12 protein-coding genes are annotated in these 17,036 nt (G+C 72.8%); 8 read left to right on the plus strand and 4 right to left on the minus strand.

Translation table 11 applies throughout. The features are described from left to right. Positions 1-32 precede the first annotated feature (32 nt). The 5 genes from J421_RS02380 to J421_RS02400 are packed head-to-tail and all read left to right on the plus strand — an operon-like array spanning position 33 to position 8,212. Positions 33-2,636 carry a serine/threonine-protein kinase gene (locus J421_RS02380; protein WP_025409560.1) on the plus strand — a complete coding sequence of 868 codons (2,604 nt, stop codon included), beginning with the start codon at positions 33-35 and terminating at the stop codon, positions 2,634-2,636. Positions 2,637-2,682: 46 nt separating this feature from the next. Next, positions 2,683-3,747: a glycosyltransferase family 9 protein gene (locus J421_RS02385; protein WP_025409561.1), complete on the plus strand. Its 1,065-nt coding sequence runs from the start codon at positions 2,683-2,685 to the stop codon at positions 3,745-3,747. Between the two features lie 57 nt (positions 3,748-3,804). After that, complete coding sequence (locus tag J421_RS02390; protein ID WP_025409562.1) at positions 3,805-4,617, plus strand: hypothetical protein; 813 nt, start codon at positions 3,805-3,807, stop codon at positions 4,615-4,617. Further along, positions 4,614-6,836, plus strand: coding sequence for a hypothetical protein (locus J421_RS02395; RefSeq protein WP_025409563.1), 2,223 nt, complete (start codon positions 4,614-4,616; stop codon positions 6,834-6,836). The genes J421_RS02390 and J421_RS02395 overlap by 4 nt, the downstream gene beginning before the upstream one ends. Continuing rightward, positions 6,833-8,212 carry a hypothetical protein gene (locus tag J421_RS02400; protein WP_025409564.1) on the plus strand — a complete coding sequence of 460 codons (1,380 nt, stop codon included), beginning with the start codon at positions 6,833-6,835 and terminating at the stop codon, positions 8,210-8,212. The genes J421_RS02395 and J421_RS02400 overlap by 4 nt, the downstream gene beginning before the upstream one ends. Here J421_RS02400 and J421_RS34270 read toward each other — a convergent pair. Then, positions 8,209-8,337 carry a hypothetical protein gene (locus J421_RS34270; RefSeq protein ID WP_260525838.1) on the minus strand — a complete coding sequence of 43 codons (129 nt, stop codon included), beginning with the start codon at positions 8,335-8,337 and terminating at the stop codon, positions 8,209-8,211. The genes J421_RS02400 and J421_RS34270 overlap by 4 nt on opposite strands. Positions 8,338-8,481: 144 nt before the next feature. On the opposite strand from J421_RS34270, the gene J421_RS02405 reads away from it, so the two are divergent. Next, positions 8,482-9,681: an HAD-IA family hydrolase gene (locus J421_RS02405; protein WP_025409565.1), complete on the plus strand. Its 1,200-nt coding sequence runs from the start codon at positions 8,482-8,484 to the stop codon at positions 9,679-9,681. Between the two features lie 4 nt (positions 9,682-9,685). Here the strand turns inward: J421_RS02405 and J421_RS02410 are convergent, their stop codons facing one another. After that, on the minus strand, positions 9,686-10,081 hold the full coding sequence (locus tag J421_RS02410; protein WP_025409566.1) for a DUF3597 domain-containing protein: 396 nt from the start codon (positions 10,079-10,081) through the stop codon (positions 9,686-9,688). Positions 10,082-10,214: 133 nt separating this feature from the next. Between J421_RS02410 and J421_RS02415 the strand changes: the two genes are divergently transcribed. Further along, positions 10,215-12,197: an acetoacetate--CoA ligase gene (locus J421_RS02415; RefSeq protein ID WP_025409567.1), complete on the plus strand. Its 1,983-nt coding sequence runs from the start codon at positions 10,215-10,217 to the stop codon at positions 12,195-12,197. Positions 12,198-12,393: 196 nt separating this feature from the next. Further along, positions 12,394-13,458, plus strand: coding sequence for a glycoside hydrolase family 43 protein (locus J421_RS02420; protein ID WP_025409568.1), 1,065 nt, complete (start codon positions 12,394-12,396; stop codon positions 13,456-13,458). A gap of 250 nt (positions 13,459-13,708) precedes the next feature. Here J421_RS02420 and J421_RS02425 read toward each other — a convergent pair whose 3' ends face one another. Together J421_RS02425 and J421_RS02430 are read right to left on the minus strand one after the other, a co-directional pair. Further along, complete coding sequence (locus J421_RS02425) at positions 13,709-15,016, minus strand: AAA family ATPase (protein WP_025409569.1); 1,308 nt, start codon at positions 15,014-15,016, stop codon at positions 13,709-13,711. Positions 15,017-15,060: 44 nt separating this feature from the next. Continuing rightward, positions 15,061-17,034 (minus strand): CocE/NonD family hydrolase, encoded by a 1,974-nt coding sequence (locus J421_RS02430; protein ID WP_025409570.1) that lies wholly within the window; start codon positions 17,032-17,034, stop codon positions 15,061-15,063. Positions 17,035-17,036 lie beyond the last annotated feature (2 nt).

The raw sequence follows: 17,036 nt of genomic DNA on the forward strand, positions 1-17,036 counted from the left end.
CGCGTGACGCCTGACCTCCTCGAGGAGGGGGCATGGACGCTCTGCGCTGGGATCGCATCCAGATCGTCTTCCATCACGCCGCTGACCTCCGCGACGCGGAGCGGCACGCGTACCTCGCGCGCGAGTGCGGCGACGACGCCGAGCTGCTCGCCGACGTGCTCACGCTGCTCGAGGAGGACGCGCGCGGCGCGCCGCTGCTCGACGACGGCCGCGACGCACTCGCCGACGTCGCGGGGGTCGTGCTCGACGGCGAGACCGTTGCCACGCTCCCGCTCCACGACTTCGGCCCGTACCACGTCACCTCCGTGCTCGGTGAGGGCGGCATGGGCGTCGTGTACCTCGCCGAGCGCGCGGACCTCGGCAGCCGCGCGGCGGTGAAGATCCTGCGCGACGCGTGGCTCTCGCCGGCGCGGCGCGCGCGCTTCGCCGCGGAGCAGCGCACGCTCGCGCAGCTCAGTCACCCGTCCATCGCGCGGCTGTTCGACGCCGGCACGCTCGCCGACGGCACGCCGTGGTTCGTCATGGAGTACGTCGCCGGCGCGCCGCTCACCGCGTACTGCGACGAGCACGCGCTGTCGGTGACGGAGCGGCTGCGGCTGTTCCGCGACGTGTGCGAGGCCGTGCAGCACGCGCACCGCCACGCCGTGCTGCACCGCGACCTGAAGCCGTCGAACATCCTCGTGTCCGCCGACGGCGCGGTGAAGCTGCTCGACTTCGGCATCGCGAAGCACCTCGAGGGCGCCGGTGCGGAGGACCAGACGCGCACGGGGCTGCGCATGCTCACGCCGGCCTACGCCGCCCCCGAGCAGCTCCGCGGCGACCGACTCGGCGTGCACACGGACGTGTACGCGCTCGGCGTCATCCTCTACCAGCTGCTCGCGGGCCGGCTGCCGTTCGACCTCTCGAATCGTACGCCGGGCGAGGCGGAGACGCTGCTCCTCGAGGCCGAGCCCGAGCGGCCGTCGGCAGTGGCGCGGCGCGCGCCTAACGATTCGTCGGTGCGCGGCGTCGGGCGCTCGGCGTGGGCCGACCTCGACGTGCTGTGCCTCACGGCGATGCACAAGGACGTGGCGCGGCGCTACGGGACGGTGGACGCGCTCGTCCGCGACGTCGACCACTTCCTGCGCGGCGAGCCGCTCGAGGCGCGCGCCGACACGCTGCGCTACACGCTCGGCAAGTTCCTGCGGCGTCACTGGCGTCCGGTGTCGGCGGCCGCCGCGGTGCTCGTCGTCGTGGTCACGCTGGTCGCGTTCTACACCGTGCGCCTCGCCGCGGCGCGCAACGCGGCGGTCGACGAGGCGGCGCGCACGCAGCGCATCCAGCGGTTCATGCTCGGCGTCTTCGAGGGCGGCGATCCCGACGAGGGGCCAGCCGATTCGCTGCGCGTGATCACGCTGCTCGACCAGGGCGTGCAGCAGGCAGCGAGCCTCGGCGCCGAGCCCGCGGTGCAGGCGGAGCTCTACGGCACGCTGGGCGGCATCTACCAGAAGCTGGGCCGCCTCGACCGCGCCGACACGCTCCTCACCCGCGCGCTCGCGCGCCGCCGCGCGATCCGCGGCCCGGAGCACCCCGAGGTGGCCGCGAGCCTCGTGGCGTTAGGGCTCCTGCGCGTCGACCAGGCGCGCGTGGCGGACGGCGAGAAGCTGATCCGCGACGGCCTCGCGATGACGCGGCGGTTGCGCCCCGCCGGGCACCCGGAGATCGCGGGCGCGACGGTCGCGCTCGGGCGCGCGCTGCAGGCGCGCGGCGCGTTCGACGACGCCATCCGCGCGCTCGACGACGCCGTACGGATGCAGTCGGCGTCGGGCGGCATGACGCGCGAGCTGGCCGTGACGCTCAACGTGCTCGCCGTCTCGCATCTCTACGCGGGGCACTTCGCCACCGCGGACTCGATCTATCGTCGCGCGCTCGCCACCGACCGTCGACTCTACGGCCTGGGGCACCCGCAGATCGGCACCGACCTGATGGATCTCGCGTCGGTGCACTTCGAGCGCGGCATGTACGCCGAGTCGGAGCGCCTCTACCGCGAGGGCGTGGCGATCTTCGAGCGGTGGTACGGTCCGGAGCATCCACAGACCGCGGGGGCGCTGATGCTGCTCGCGCAGCCGCTCATCAAGCTGCACCGCGTGGACGAGGCGGTGCCGCTGCTGCGGCGCGCGTTGGCGATCCAGGAGCGCGTGTACGGCAAGGTGCACCCGCGGGTCGCCGGCACGCTGAACGCCCTGGGCGCTGCGCTCGCCGAGCAGGGACGGCAGGCCGAGGCCGACGACTACTACGCGCGCACGGCCGACATCTTCCGCGCCGTGTACGGCAACGAGCACTACCTGGTCGGGGCGTCGTTGGGCAACCGCGCCACGACGTTCACGGAGCGCGGCGACAACGCGCGTGCCGAGCAGCTGCTGCGCGACGCGCTCGCCATCTACGCGAAGACGCTCCCGCCCGATCACCTCTACGTCGGCATCGCGCGCATCAAGCTCGGACGCGCGCTGCTCCGTCAGCGGCGCTACGCCGAGTCCACGCGCGAGCTGGAGGCCGGGATCGCGATCGTGTCGAAGGGCTCGGACCCGTCGTCGGCATGGCTCGTGAAAGGGCGCGCCGATCTCGCCGAGGCGAAGGCGGCGCTCGGCAGGCACTGAGAGCGCAGAGCGTAGAGCGCTCTGCGCTCCGCGCTAGATTCTCCCCATGCCTCGGCGCGTCTGCATCGTACTCCTCACAGGGCTCGGCGACGTCGTGCACGGCCTGCCGATCGCCAACGCGCTGAAGGATGCCGGATGGCACGTGACGTGGGTGTCCGAGCCGATGCCGTCGAGCATCCTCGAGCACCATCCGTCGGTCGACACGATCGTGCGCTACCGGCGTCGCGAAGGTGCGCGCGGCGTGCTCGCGCTGCGTCGCGAGCTGCGCGCGGCGCGGCGCGCGGTCGGCGGGTTCGATCTCGCGGTCAACCTCAACGTGTACTTCAAGAGCGTGTGGCCGGTGCTGTTCTCCGGCGCGCCGCATCGACTCGGCTTCGAGCGCGGACGCGCGCGCGACGGGATCTGGCTCGCGACGAACGATCATCTCGCGCCCCGGCCGCGCGCACACACCCAGGACATGTTCCTGGAGTTCCTCGCGCACCTCGAGGTCCCGCACCACCCGCCGTCGATGCCGCGCGACTGGCGCATCGCGTTCTCGCCCGCGGAATGCGCGGCGCAGGCGGCGTTCGTCGCCGAGCGCAGCGGCCGGCCGCTCGCCGCGATCGTCCCCGCGTCGGCGAACGCGGCGAAGGACTGGCGCGCCGAGCGATGGGCGATGGTGGCCGACGGGCTCGTGGAGCGCGGCTTCGAGGTCGCGCTCGTGGGCGGACCGGGCGCGCGCGAGACCGGCGTGGCACGCGCGATCGAGGCGGCGGCGCGCGGGCCGATCACGTGGGCGATGGGCGACGGCGTGCGGCGCGTGGCGTGGATCCTCGAGCGGTGCGCGCTCGTGCTCGCGCCCGACACGGGGCCGCTGCACATCGCGCGCGCGTTAGGCGTGCCGGTGGTCGGGCTGTTCGGGCACACGAACCCGTGGCGCGTGGGCCCGTACCGCGCGTACGAGGATCTCTGGATCGACCGCTACACACCGCCCGGCACGGCGCCCGACCCGTCGAGCTTCGACCCGCCGCCCGACGACCGCATGGCGCTCATCACGCCGGACGACGTGCTCGCAAAGGTGGACGTGGCGATCGCGCGCTACGGCGTGCTGGACGTGAAGCGCGAGGCGTGACTTGCCCTGCCCGGTGCGGCGTGTATCATGGCGCCAACCGGTCTCCGAGGCCCGCGCATGCGCACGAGGCGTCGTCTCTCCCCGCTGCTCGCGGTGCTCTGCCTGGCGCTCCCGCACGGGATGTCCTCGCAGCCGGCGACGCAGCAGCCCGCATCGTCCACCGCGACGGTGGTGCGCGACACCGCGACGCGGCTCGACAGCGCCCCGCGGCGGACGAGCACGACTCCCACGCGTGAGGTCGGTACGCCGACCGGGTTCGAGCGCGCGTTCGGCGTCGTGCTTCTCGTCGGCGCGTTCCTGCTGGCGTTCGGCGGTGAGCTGCTGGACGATCGGCCTGCCGACGTGTCGAGTCAGGTGCGGCGGTGGAGGCGGCTGGCACGCGGCACCGTGACGTTCGTGACCGTGGTGGGCGCCGCCACTCTCGGGACCTTTCTGCTGACCGGCGCGCCGCCCACGCTGCTCGGTGGCCGCGCGCCCGCCGGCGCCGTCTCGTCGCCGCCTAACGTCCTGCCGGCCGCACGCATCACGTCCGACAGCGTGCACGCGGCCGTCGCCCTGCCGCCCATCGCCACGCTCGACGGGTCGGGGCTGGGCTTCGTGTTCGCCGTCGCGGGGGTCCTCGTCGTCGGCGCCGCGGCCTGCTTCGCGCTGTTCGTCGACGCGGCGCGCAGCGACCGTCCGCTCGTCGAGGGACACTGGGGCGGCTTCGGCGGCGGCGCGAGCGGCTGGCGCGTGTCGCCGGCGGTGCTGTTCCTCGTCGGGCTGCTCGCGTTAGGCGCGATGCTCACCGCCTTCGCCACCGCGGCGCTGCGGCCGGCGCCGAACGCCGCCGCGGCGCCGGCCGCCGCGCCGCCGGCGAAAGGCGAATGACCGGGCCTTCCTCGGCCGTCGCCGACCGCCGCCTCACGAGCATCCTCATCCGGCAGCTCCCCGAGCCGCTCGCCGGCACGCAGGCGGCGCCGGAGACCACCGCGGCGCATGCCGAATCGCGCGAGCTGATGCGCCTCGTCGGCGAGCTGTCGCGCTACTGCAAGGCCGAGATCAGCGGGCGCTCGTTCCTCATCGCCGGGCACCGCGGCGCCGGGAAGACCACGCTCGTCGCGGCGGCCGTGGAGCGCGCGACGCGCGCGGCGAGCGGCGTGCGGCCGCTGCTCGTGCCGCTGCACGGTCCCAGCCTGCTGCCGCGCGCGGAGGGCGACGACGCGGCGACCGACGATCTGCGCGGCGTGCTGGAGCAGATCGTGCTCGGCCTGCACCGCGCGCTCGCGACGCATCTCGCGGGCGAGTACCGACGCCGCGTCGTGGAGCGCGTCGAGGCGCTGGCGAAGTGGGAGAAGAACGCGACCTCGCCGCGTGACGCGCGCTCGCGGCGACGCGTGACGCGGTTCGCCGAGCGCCGGCGCGCGGAGCTGCGCGACGCGTTCGAGCTCGCGGCGCAGCTCGAGCTCGAGCTGTTCGAGTCGCCGACGCCGCTGCGTCTCAACGAGTACTGGCGGCGCGGCGGATTCCTCCCGCACGGCGTGGGCTCGGGCGATACGTCCAGCGAGTGGTACTACGCGACATGGTTCGCCGACGGCGTCCCGGCGCGCGACGCGCTCGGCGACCGCGGGCTGCGCGAGCTCGTCGCGCTCGTGAGCGCGAGCCACGCCTACCAGCGCATCTCCGGCACGTTCACGCGGCGCGAGCGGCTCGCCGAGAGCGGACGGCGCCGCGCGCGCGCGGGGTGGAGCGCCGACGCCGCGCGCGCCGTCACGCTGCCGCTCGTGTCGCTCGTCGCGGGCGGCCTCGCGGGCGGCGCGCTGCTCACGTCCACCGATGGCCTGCTCGCGACGTTGGGCGGCATCGCCACCGCGGCCGCCACCGCGGGCACGCTCCGCCTCTCCGTCGACACCGAGCGCACGCGGCGAATGTCGTGGGAGCAGACGTTTCTCCCCGACCTGTCGCGTGCGACGCTCGACCGCGTGATCCCGCTGCTCATCGAGCGCACGCGCGCCGCGGGGCTCGCGCCGGTGTTCGTCGTCGACGAGTTGGACAAGGTCGACGCCGAATCGGGCGACCTCGCGAAGCGGCTGCGCCGCGCGGTGCGTCACCTCAAGAAGCTCGTGGCGGAGAGCGCGTTCTTCTGCTTCCTCACGGACCGCAGCTACTACGAGGAGCTGCTGCGGCTCGATGCGTCGCGCGTGTTCGCCGAGGAGTACACGTTCTACACGCACCGGCTGTTCGTGTCGTACGACATGCTCGCGCTGCACCGGTTCCTCGACAGCGCGCTGTTCGTGGCGCCGGAGGTCGTCGCTTCCACCACGTCGGAGGCGAACAAGATCAAGGACGACGCGGCGGTGCTGCCCTACATCCTGCTGCACCGGTCGCGCGCGCACACCATCGATCTGCACCGCGAGCTGCTGCTCCACCGCGACGCCGAGGGCTACGTCGCGCCGTCGCTCACCGTCGTGCGCGACGGTCCCGCGGGATGGAACGACGTGCGGATCCAAGTCGCGGCCGAGATCGTGCTCGACGGACGCGAGCTGCGGCAGCGCTTCGAGCGCGATCCCGCGTTCCGTCGGCTCGCGCACGACGCCGTGTACTACCTGTCGCGCACGTGGAGGGAGCGCGAGCAGACGGTGGACCTCTCCGACGACGCGCTCTCGCGCTTCGAGGCATATCTGCGGAGCCGCACCGGCGCCGAACGAGGCGGCTCGCGGTGGACGCTCGAGCTGTCGGAGAAGGATCTCGCGCTTCTGTTCCAGGCCGTGCGCAGCCTCGCCGAGATGCTGTCGAACCCCGAGGCATTCCGCGCGCGGCTCGAGGAGCATCAGAACGACTGGGAAGGGCGGACACTCGACCCGCCACCGTACGAGGGCGCGATCTTCGACGCGCTGCAGCTCGACGCCGCGATGCCCGATTCCGAGGGCGTCGTCACGGTGCCGCTGCCGCTCGCGCGCACCGACGGTGACGCGTGGCAGTTCCGATGGGTCTACGACCCCGCGGGCAATGGCGATCCCGAGGAGATCGACCCCGAGTCGCGCTGGCGGCCGTACGCGGCGTTCGCGCGCGAGTTCGAGACGTTCCTCCGCGGGCTCGGCGCGTCGTGACCGTCCCCCCCACACCGCCGCAGGCGGCACCGGCGCCCGGATCGTTAGGCACCGCGCTCCGCGTCGACCGGCGCCGGCCCATCGACTTCGAGCTGCTGTCGACGACGCTGCGCATCCTGGAGACGTCGTCGTCGTGGGGCGAGACGGTGAACGCGATCGCTCGGCTCGCGCGGGCGGCCGAGCGTGGATGGAAGCCCGACAGCCACACCTCCGACGCGACGATCGTGCGCTCGTTCGCCGCGATGCTCGTGCGCACCGGGCCGCTGCTGCGCGACGCGCTCGTGTGCGCGGCGTATGCCGGCGGCGTGCGCGGCGGCGACTCCGCGCGCGTCCGCGCGCGCCACGAGCGGCTGCTGTACGGCCTGCACGCGCTGAGCGACGTGTACAACCTGCGCGACCTGAAGACGGAGGACGCCACGCGCGTCGTCGCCGAGGCGCGGCGCGTGCTCGAGGGGCTGGCCCCGCTCGCGCTGCCGCCGACGGCGCATGCCGCGCCGCCCGCGCTCGTCGCCACGCGCTCGGCGAGGCCGTGGCTCGACCGGCTGCAGCAGGAGATCGATGCCGCGTTCCAGGCTTCCGAGCGGCGGCTGATGGCGCGGTCGCAGGAGCTCGTGGAGCGCGCGTGGGATTCGGCGCGCGGGCGCATCGCGCGCGCGTGGCTCCCGGGCGACACGTCGGAGACGGAGTCGCGCGCGCTCGAGATGTTCGCGTACGTGCTGGGGCTCGGGCCGAGCGGCATGATCGCGCGCGATCCATCGACGATGACCGTGGACCAGTGGACGCGCGTGCTGCACGGAGCGATCGACGACGCGCCGCCGTGGAAGCCGACGTTCGCCCCGTACTGGATGGCGCCGATCGCGATGTGCGCGCTCGGCGTCCTGGCCGCGCATCAGGACACGCTGCTGCGACTGCTGGCGCAGCGTCCCGGCGAGCAGCGCCCGACGGCGCTCGCCGAACAGGCGCGACAGCGGATCAGGCAGTGGTCGTGGCTCCAGGCGGGCTCGCCGACGGAGTTCCGCGTGCTCGTGGTCGACGAGCGCACGCCGCTCCCCGCGTGGCCGCTCCCTGCGCGCGTCGGCGTGCTGCCGCTCACGCTCGACCAGCTCGAGTCGGGGCTGCAGGAGATGGTGCGCAACAGCGAGCACCATCCCGGCGAAGCGACGCCGTACGTCGTGACCGCGTCGCTGCGCGAGTTCGCGGCGGATCGACTCGACCGCCTGCAGCAGTCGTTCGAGCACACCGTCGGTCGCCAGCTGCAGCCCGTGCTCTGGCATCGCGAGCCGACGGCTGTCGTCAGTCTGCCGACGAAGGCGCTGACGGGCGAGTTCGCGACGTGGGACGACCTCGCGGCCGCGGCGGACGCCGCGGTGCGCTAGGGCGTGCCGGTCTTCGGCATCGGCCGAATGACGTAGTACACCGCCGTGTCCGCGCCGACGTTGCGCACGCCGTGCAGCTCGTTCGACGCCTCGAAGATCAGGCTCCCCGCCGGTGCGCGCCGCATCACGCCCTCGAGCGTCGTGAAGCGTCGTGACGTGCGCCTCCAGCTTGCCTAACGTCGCATCGCTGGGTCCGGGGAAGGGACGGGGAGCGTACCGGCCGCCCGCCCACGCGGCAAGCGGACCGTCCCTTGCGCAGGGGCGGCCGCATGGCACTCGACGCACTGATCTTCGACCTCGACGGCACGCTCGTCGACACGAACGGCGCGCACGTGGAGTCGTGGGTGCGCACGCTCGCGCGCTTCGGCTACCGGCTCGGCGCCGACCGCATCGGCCCCGAGATGGGCAAGGGCGGAGACAACCTCGTCCCCGACGTGCTCGGCCCCGAGGCCGACGCGCGCGACGGCGACGCGATGCGGCAGATGGTCGCCGACGAGTACGTGAAGATCGTCACGACCGAGCGGCGGCTGCGCGTGTTCGCCGACGTGGTGGAGCTGCTGGCCGCGATCCGCGCCCGCGGCGTGCGCACCGCGCTCGCCACGTCGAGCGGCGACCGCCAGCTCGACGCGACGTTCCGGAGCGCGGGCATCGACCTGCGCGAGCACGTCGACGTCGTCGTGAAGAAGGACGACGTCGAGCGGAGCAAGCCGCAGCCCGACGTCGTCCTCGCCACGCTCGACAAGCTCGCGCTGTCGCCCGCGCAGTGCGCGATGGTCGGCGACACGCCGCACGACGCGGAAGCGGCGAAGCGCGCCGGCGTCGTGACGCTCGGCGTGCTGTGCGGCGGCTACAACGACGAGCGGACGCTGCGCGGTGCCGGCGCGCGCCGCGTGTGGCGCGACCCCGCGCACCTGCTCGCGGAGCTCGACGACGCGCTGCACGTCGCGTCGCCGGGCGCGGCGCACTTCACGCACGCGCTGCTCGAGCGGCTCATGCGCGACGCGCTCGCGGCCGCCGCGGAGGGCCTAACGGCGGGCGAGGTCCCCGTCGGCTGCGTCATCGCCGACGGCAGCGGCGCGGTGGTGGCGCGCGCCTTCAACGCCGAGAACGCGACCGGCGACCGCACCGCGCACGCCGAGATGGAAGCGTTCCGGCAGCTCGCCGAGCGCGTGCCGCGCGACGAGGCGAGCGCGCGGGACCTCGTGCTCGTCGCCACGGTGGAACCGTGCATCATGTGCCTCGGCGCGGCGATCGTGAGCGCGGTGGACACCGTCGTCCACGCGCTCGCCGCGCCGGCCGACGGCGGCATGCTGCGCGTGCGCAACCCCGAGGACCCCGACAGCCAGATGCCCCGCATCGTCGGCGGCGTGCTCGCCGACGACAGCCGCGCGCTGCTCACGCGATGGCTCGCCGCCCATCGCGGCGAGCGCGCCGCGGCTTACGTGGAGCAGCTGCTGCGGGACGCGTGACTTGTCACTTGTTGAGCAGGTTCGCCGCGACCTGCCCGTTATCCTGCGCCAGGTTCTCCATCACCTTCTGGTGCAGCCACACGTTCATCTTCGCGCTGTCGTTCATGTCGCCCGTGTAGCCGAGCTCCTTCGCGAGCTCCTGCCGCTTCGCGAGCGAGCTGTCCATGTGGACCAGCTTCATCAGGTCCACGATCGAGTTCCGCCAGTCGAGCTTCTGCGAGCTCTGCGCGGCGAGCTGCTCGAGGATGTCCTCGGCGCGCTCGGAGTTCGCGGCGGCCATGGCGGGCGCGGCCGCCGGTGCGGGCGCCGCCGGTGCCGCGGCAGCCGCAGGTGCGGAGGCGGGGGCCGCGGCCTTGCTGTGGCTGAAGATCTTGGAGACGAGTTCGCCGAAGACGCTCATGGTCAGGTCTCGTAAGTGTCGGGGAAGTGTCGACGCCGGCCCGGACCTCCGGGCGGCGGAGTACCGTACGATCGAGCAAGGACGGGACCGGACACCCCTGCCGCCGGCGTGAAGCACGCCGTACGATGCGCGCATGACCGACGGCCCCGTCTGGAGTCCCTCGCCCGCGCGCGTCGCCCGCTCCAACCTCGCCGCGTTCGCCGAGCGCATCGGTGTGGGGCGCACGGCGGGCGGCGTGGACTACGATGCGCTGTGGCGGTGGTCGGTCGACGAGCCCGCGCGCTTCTGGGCGGCGATCTGGGATGCCGGCCGCGTGATCGCCGACGACCGCTGGGACGAGGTCGTGGTCGGCGTCGACCGCATGGCGCCGCCCGATCCGGTGCTCGGCCCGCGCTGGTTCACCGGCGCGCGCCTGAACTTCGCCGAGAACCTGCTGCGGCCGGGCGAAGCGCGTGATGGGCCCGCGATCGTCGCGCGCACCGAGCGCGGCGACCGGCGCGAGCTGACCTGGGACGAGCTGCGCGCCCGCGTCGCAGCGGCGCGTGCCGCGCTCGTGGCGGAGGGCATCGGCGCGGGCGACCGCGTCGCCGGCTTCATGCCTAACGTGCCGGAGACGGTGATCGCGATGCTCGCCGCGGCGAGCCTCGGCGCCGTGTGGTCGTCGTGCTCTCCCGACTTCGGCGTGAAGGGCGTGCTCGATCGGTTCAGTCAGATCGAGCCGGTCGTGCTCGTGTGCGCGGAAGGATACCAGTACGCGGGCAAGCCGGTCGACTCGTTAGGCCGCGTGCGCGAGATCGCCGCCGCGATCCCGAGCCTGCGCCGCGTCGTCGTCGTCGGGACGCGCGCCGACATCGGCGTGCCGAGCTCCGTCCGGTGGGACGACTGGGTCGCGCCGCACGCGGGGGCCGAGCTCGCGTTCGCGCGGCTGCCGTTCGACCATCCGCTCTACATCATGTACTCCTCCGGCACCACCGGGCTGCCGAAGTGCATGGTGCACTCCGCGGGCGGCACGCTGCTGCAGCACCTCAAGGAGCACACGCTGCACTGCGACATCGGCCCCGCCGACCGCGTGTTCTACTACACCACCTGCGGGTGGATGATGTGGAACTGGCTCGCGAGCGTGCTCGCGACGGGGGCGGCGATCGTGCTGTGGGACGGCGCGCCGATGGCGCCGACGCCCGACGCCCTGTGGACGATGGCGCAGGAGGAGCGGCTCACCGTGTTCGGCACGAGCGCGAAGTACCTCGCGCTGTGCGAGAAGGACGGCCTCGCGCCGCATCGCACGCACGACCTCTCCGCGCTGCGCGCGATCCTGTCCACGGGGAGCCCGCTCGCGCCGGCGAGCTTCGACTGGGTGTACCGCGACGTGAAGCGCGACGTGCACCTCGCGAGCATCAGCGGCGGCACCGACATCATCTCGTGCTTCGTGGGCGGCGTGCCGACGCGGCCCGTGTGGCGCGGCGAGATCCAGGGGCCCGCGCTCGCCATGCGCGTCGACGTGTACGACGAGCGCGGCCGACCGGCGCCGGTCGGCGCGCAGGGGGAGCTGGTGTGCACGATGCCCTTCCCCAGCATGCCCGTCGCGTTCTGGAACGATCCCGGCGGCGCGAAGTATCGCCACGCGTACTTCGCCACGTGGCCGAACGTGTGGCGGCACGGCGACTGGATCGCGCGCACGGTGCACGACGGCTTCGTGATCACGGGGCGCAGCGACGCGACGCTGAACCCGGGCGGCGTGCGGGTGGGCACCGCGGAGATCTATCGGCAGGTGGAGCAGCTTCCGGAGATCGTGGAGGCGCTCGTCGTCGGCCAGGACGTGCCCGACGGCGGCGCCACCGACACGCGCGTCGTGCTGTTCGTGCGCCTTCGCCCGGGCCTCGCGCTCGACGACGCGCTGCGCGACCGCATCCGCCGCCGGATCCGCGACGGCACGAGCCCGCACCACGTGCCGAAGGTCATCGTGCAGGTGGCCGACATCCCGCGCACCATCAGCGGCAAGATCACCGAGCTCGCGGTGCGCGACGTCATCCACGGGCGGACGGTGAGCAACACCGACGCGCTCGCGAATCCCGAGGCGCTCGCCCTCTACCGCGATCTACCGGAGCTCCACCTGTGATTCGTGACGGCGCGGGCGATACGCCGCTGGCGATGCTGCGCGGTGCAGCGCAAGACGCGTCTCACCCCGCTCGACTGCGCAGTGCGGCGCCCTTCAGCGGTTCGAGCGTCGTTCGCGCCCCATCGCGCCGTATCGTCAGCGCCGTACCGCCCGCGCAGTTAACCTGCGCAGTGAACAAGCCCCAGAGCGAACCCTCATGCCTCTGACTTCCCGCCGCGAGTTCCTCGCGCAGCTCGCCGGCGCCGCCGGCGCCGCCGGCCTAACGGCGTTGGGCGCTCCGCTGCTCGCCGCCCAGCCGCGCTCGTACACGAACCCCGTCTACGCCGGCTCCATGCCCGACCCCGGCGTGCTGCTCCACCAGGGCGTGTACTACGCGTTCGGCACCACGGGCAAGGACCGCAAGAGCGACGGCCGCATCTTCACGCTGCTCCGCTCGCGCAATCTGTTCGACTGGGAGGAGCTCGGCGGCGCGCTCACGCCGCCGTCGACCGACGCGCGGTACGAGTACTGGGCCCCCGAGCCCGCGTTCGACGGCGGGAAGTTCTACCTGTACTACGCGCAGGGCGGCATCGAGGAGGAGAAGTTCGCCGTGCGCGTCGCGGTCGCCGACCGGCCGGAGGGGCCGTACGTCGACACCGGCACGCCGCTCGTCGACTGCACCGGCAACCGCTTCACCATCGACCCGCACCCGTACCGCGACACCGACGGGACGTGGTACCTGTTCTACGCGCGCAACTACCCGAACACCGAGGGCGGCTTCCACCCCGGCACCGGCCTGGCCGCCGATCGCCTCGTCGGCATGACGAAGCTCGCCGGCGAGTGCCGTACCATCCTTCGCGCGCGCTACCCGTGGACGCTGTACGAGGCGCACCGCCGCATGAACGTCTACGACGCGACGTTCGACTGGCACACGATCGAGGCGCCCTACGTCAGGCGGCACGGCGGCAAGTACTATCTCTTCTACAGCGGCTCCAACTGGCAGACGCCGAACTACGGCGTGGACTACGCGGTCGCCGACCACGTGCTGGGCCCGTACACCGGCCAGGGCCAGTCGGCGCGCGTGCTGCGCGGCTCGCCCGGCGGTGCGCGCGGTCCCGGCCACCACGCGATCGTCACGGGCCCCGACGGCCGCGACTGGGTGCTCTACCACGCGTGGAACAAGGAGATGACCGTGCGCCAGCTCTGCGTCGACCCGCTGCGCTGGACGCCCGACGGCCCGCGCTGCACGCCCACGGTCGCGCCGCAGAAGGTGACCAAGTGAGACGCTGCGCCGCCGGCTCGTAACTGGGCGCACGCGGAGCCGCGGAGGACGCGGAGACCCCTGCAAAGCCGAGCGATTCCTCGAATTCTCGAAATTCCTCGAATTGAAGACCAAGACCGTGGAGTCGTGCTCGGCGACACTGAATCGCGCCGGAGACGACTCCACGACGCGGGGCTCGATTCAGCGAATCGCGAGAGTTCGAGAAATCCGCAGGTGTTTTCCGCGTCCTCCGCGGCTCCGCGTGCGCCAGTTAGGCCGATGTCCCTTCCGCGAAGTGAAACGGCAGGAACGGCCGCGACGAGCGGGCGTACTCGCGGTGCGCCGGCACGGAGACCGTCTCCAGCTCCGGCCACCGTAGCGCCGTGAGCCGCCCGCCGAACACGCACCCCGTGTCGATGTTCACCGTGCGGTGCATCCACCGCGGCTCCGCCACCGGTGTGTGCCCGTACACCACGAACCGCTCGCCGTGGTACGACGCCGCCCAGTCCAGCCGCACCGGCAGCCCGTACTGGTCCGTCTCCCCCGTCGTCTCGCCGTAGAGCGCGAAGTCGCGCACGCGCGCCGAGTCGCGCACGCGCGCCGAGTCGCGCCCCTGCAGCGACGCCTTCATGCCCGCGTGCGCGACGAGCAGTCGGCCGCCGTCGAGCACGAGATGGCTCGGCAGCGCGTCGAGGAACGCGACGACGCGCTCGCAGAACTCGCGCGGCTCGCGCTCCAGCTGCTCCAGCGACTCGGCGAGGCCGTGCGACACCTGCACGGGGCGGCCGCGCAGCTTCTTCAGCAGCTTGCCGTCGTGGTTGCCCGGCACGCAGAACGCCGCGCCGGCGTCCACCATGTCCATCGCGATGCGCAGCACGTCCGTCACGCGTGGGCCGCGGTCCACCAGGTCGCCGACGAACACCAGCCGCCGCCACGGGTGGCGGTACACGCCTAACGGATCGCGTGCGTACCCCAGCGCGGCGAGCAGCGCCTCCAGCTCGTCGCCGCAGCCGTGCACGTCCCCCACGACGTCGAACGGGCCGAGCTCCGTGCGGCGGTCCACCGGCAGCGGCACGCGCGACACCGTCGCCGCCGCCACGTCGTCGAACGAGCGCAGGTGGAAGACGGTGCCGAACCCCTCGTGCGGGAGCTGCGCGAGCGCCTTGTGCAGCTGCTCCCACTGCCGCCGCACGACGTCCTCGGCCACCTGTCGCTCGACGCGCTGCTCGTTGCGCGCGACGCACGTCGGCACCGGCAGATCGAGCACGACCGCGACCGTCGGGAGGTGGTAGCGGCGCGCGAGCTCGAGCAGCGGCCGCCGCGCGTCGGGATGCGCGTTGGTCGCGTCCACCACCGTGAAGCGGCACCGCTCCAGCCGCTTCGCGACGATGAGGTGCAGCACTTCGAACGCCGCGCGCGTCGCGGATTGATCGGCCTCGTCGTCCGACACGAGCGCGCGGCACCGGTCCGACGAGACCACCTCGGTGTCGCGGAAGTGCGCGCGCGCGAACGTGCTCTTGCCGCAGCCCGACGGGCCGACGAGCAGGACGAGCGACGGGCTGGGAATCTCGAGGCGCATGCCGATGACCTGTGCTCGGCGATCTCACGCGGAGGCGAACGGCCTCACATGCGCCGCGTCCCCGGGATGACGGTGAGCGTCACGCTCGACGGATACTTCCGCGAGTGGTGCACGCCGTTGTGCGCCACGACGCCGGTCGCCTCGTCGTAGTTGCGGCCGCCCGTGTTCAGGTTGCGGTCGAAGCGCGGGAAGTTGCTGCTCGACACCTCGACGCGGATGCGGTGCCCGGCGTCGAAGTAGTTGCTCGTGTTCAGCGGGCCGAGCGTCACCTTGTACACCTGGCCCGGCGTCATCCACACCTGCTTGTCGTACCCCTCGCGGTAGCGCGCGCGCTGGATCGTCTCGTCGAGGTTGTAGGCGCGGCCGTCGGGGTACACGTCGAGCAGCTTCACCGTGAAGTCGGTGTCCTTCGCGTCGCTCGACACGAACAGCGTCACCTCCACCGGCCCGCTCACCTCCGTCCCCTCCTTCAGCGGGTCCGACGTGTACACGAGGATGTCGTCGCGCCGCTCCATCTCGCGCTGGTCGAGCGCGCCTCCCTGCACCGCGTTCCCCGTGCAGCACACGTTGCCCCCGTGCGACGGCACCGGGTTCATCGGGTCGTACGTGAACCCGTCGGGCCGATCCGCCGACGGTGCCGCCGGCGTGAGCCGGCCGTCGCCGTCGAGCGTGTTCGCCTTGCCGCCGCTCGCCAGGTACAGCGTGAGCGGCTTCGCGTTAGGCGGCGGCCACGTCGGCGCCGTCTGCCAGCGGTTCAGCCCCATCGTGTAGTAGCGCACCTTCGGCAGCGTGTCGAGCAGGCGGTTGTCCTCCCCCTTCAGGAAGTGGTCGAACCACCCGAACGTGAGCGCGTCGTAGTCGAGCCGCGCGTCGCCGACGTCGCGCTCGCCGACGACCGTGTGCTCCGTCGCGCGCTTGTATCCGCAGTGCAGCGTCGGCGCGATCACCGCGTACTGCTCGTTCGCCACCGCGGGCGACGCCGTCTTCCGCACGTGGTTGTACGTCGCGAGGTTCGGCCCCACCGACACGTCGTACCACGACATGAACCAGAGCCCCGGCGTGTCGATGCGCATGTCGTCGTGGAACAGTCCCCCGCGGTACCACGCCGAGTCGTTCGGCGTGCGGCGGATCATCGCGCCGCCGGTCGCGAGGCCCGGCATGGAGTCGGCGAAGATCCCACGCGGCCCGCCGACGGCGGAGATGATGTCCATCTCCGGCAGGTGTCGCAGCGCTTGCGACCAGTCCACCGGTGGCATCTGCGGCGCGAGGTCGAACAGCTTCGACGCGAGGATCCGCTCCGCCTGCGTCGCGCTCGGCGGCATCATCGGACGCACCTGGTTCTGCTCCCCGTAGAGCCACGCGATGAACAGCATCTGCACCGCGCCGCCGCGGTACCAGTTGCCCTGCTCCACGTACGGCCCCACGCGTCCGACGCCCGCGCCGAACCCCTGCGGCACGATCGCCGCGAGCCCCGGCGGCGACAGCGCGGCCACCGCCATCTGCCACTCCGCCGTCGACGAGCAGCCGATGAGCCCCACCTTGCCGTTCGACCACGGCTGCGACGCGAGCCACGCGATGGCGTCGTAGCCGTCGGTGCGCGGCGCGCCGAGGATGTCGTAGCTCCCCTCGGAGAAGAAGTGGCCGCGCTCGTTCATCTCCACGTACGCATAGCCGCGCCGCACCGCGTCGAGCGCGGTGCTCATGTCGCGCCACGTGCCGTTGCGCACGTCCCAGAAGTTGAAGTTGTACGGCGTGCGCGAGAAGATGACCGGCGCCTTGGCGACGTTCTTCGGCCGGTAGACGTCCGCCGCCATGCGCACGCCGTCGCGCATCGGCACCATGATCTTGCGGTCGACCACCGCGACCGCCTCGAGCGCCCGCTCGATCGAGTCGCGCCGCGCGGCGAGCGCCGTGTCGCGGGGCGCCGGCTGCGCGGCCGTTAGGCGCGGCGCCGCGACGAGTGCGATCAGCGTCGCGATCAGCGTCGCGGCCAGCAGCGGGTGGGGGGCGCGGGACATGC

It is taken from the genome of Gemmatirosa kalamazoonensis (assembly GCF_000522985.1).
GTDB lineage: Bacteria > Gemmatimonadota > Gemmatimonadetes > Gemmatimonadales > Gemmatimonadaceae > Gemmatirosa > Gemmatirosa kalamazoonensis.

Coding starts and splice junctions, on each gene's coding strand:
- J421_RS02380 (WP_025409560.1), top strand. CDS start 33: ATGGACGCTCTGCGCTGGGATCGCATCCAGATCGTCTTCCATCACGCC.
- J421_RS02385 (WP_025409561.1), top strand. CDS start 2,683: ATGCCTCGGCGCGTCTGCATCGTACTCCTCACAGGGCTCGGCGACGTC.
- J421_RS02390 (WP_025409562.1), top strand. CDS start 3,805: ATGCGCACGAGGCGTCGTCTCTCCCCGCTGCTCGCGGTGCTCTGCCTG.
- J421_RS02395 (WP_025409563.1), top strand. CDS start 4,614: ATGACCGGGCCTTCCTCGGCCGTCGCCGACCGCCGCCTCACGAGCATC.
- J421_RS34270 (WP_260525838.1), bottom strand. CDS start 8,337: ATGCGGCGCGCACCGGCGGGGAGCCTGATCTTCGAGGCGTCGAACGAG.
- J421_RS02405 (WP_025409565.1), top strand. CDS start 8,482: ATGGCACTCGACGCACTGATCTTCGACCTCGACGGCACGCTCGTCGAC.
- J421_RS02410 (WP_025409566.1), bottom strand. CDS start 10,081: ATGAGCGTCTTCGGCGAACTCGTCTCCAAGATCTTCAGCCACAGCAAG.
- J421_RS02415 (WP_025409567.1), top strand. CDS start 10,215: ATGACCGACGGCCCCGTCTGGAGTCCCTCGCCCGCGCGCGTCGCCCGC.
- J421_RS02420 (WP_025409568.1), top strand. CDS start 12,394: ATGCCTCTGACTTCCCGCCGCGAGTTCCTCGCGCAGCTCGCCGGCGCC.
- J421_RS02425 (WP_025409569.1), bottom strand. CDS start 15,016: ATGCGCCTCGAGATTCCCAGCCCGTCGCTCGTCCTGCTCGTCGGCCCG.
- J421_RS02430 (WP_025409570.1), bottom strand. CDS start 17,034: ATGTCCCGCGCCCCCCACCCGCTGCTGGCCGCGACGCTGATCGCGACG.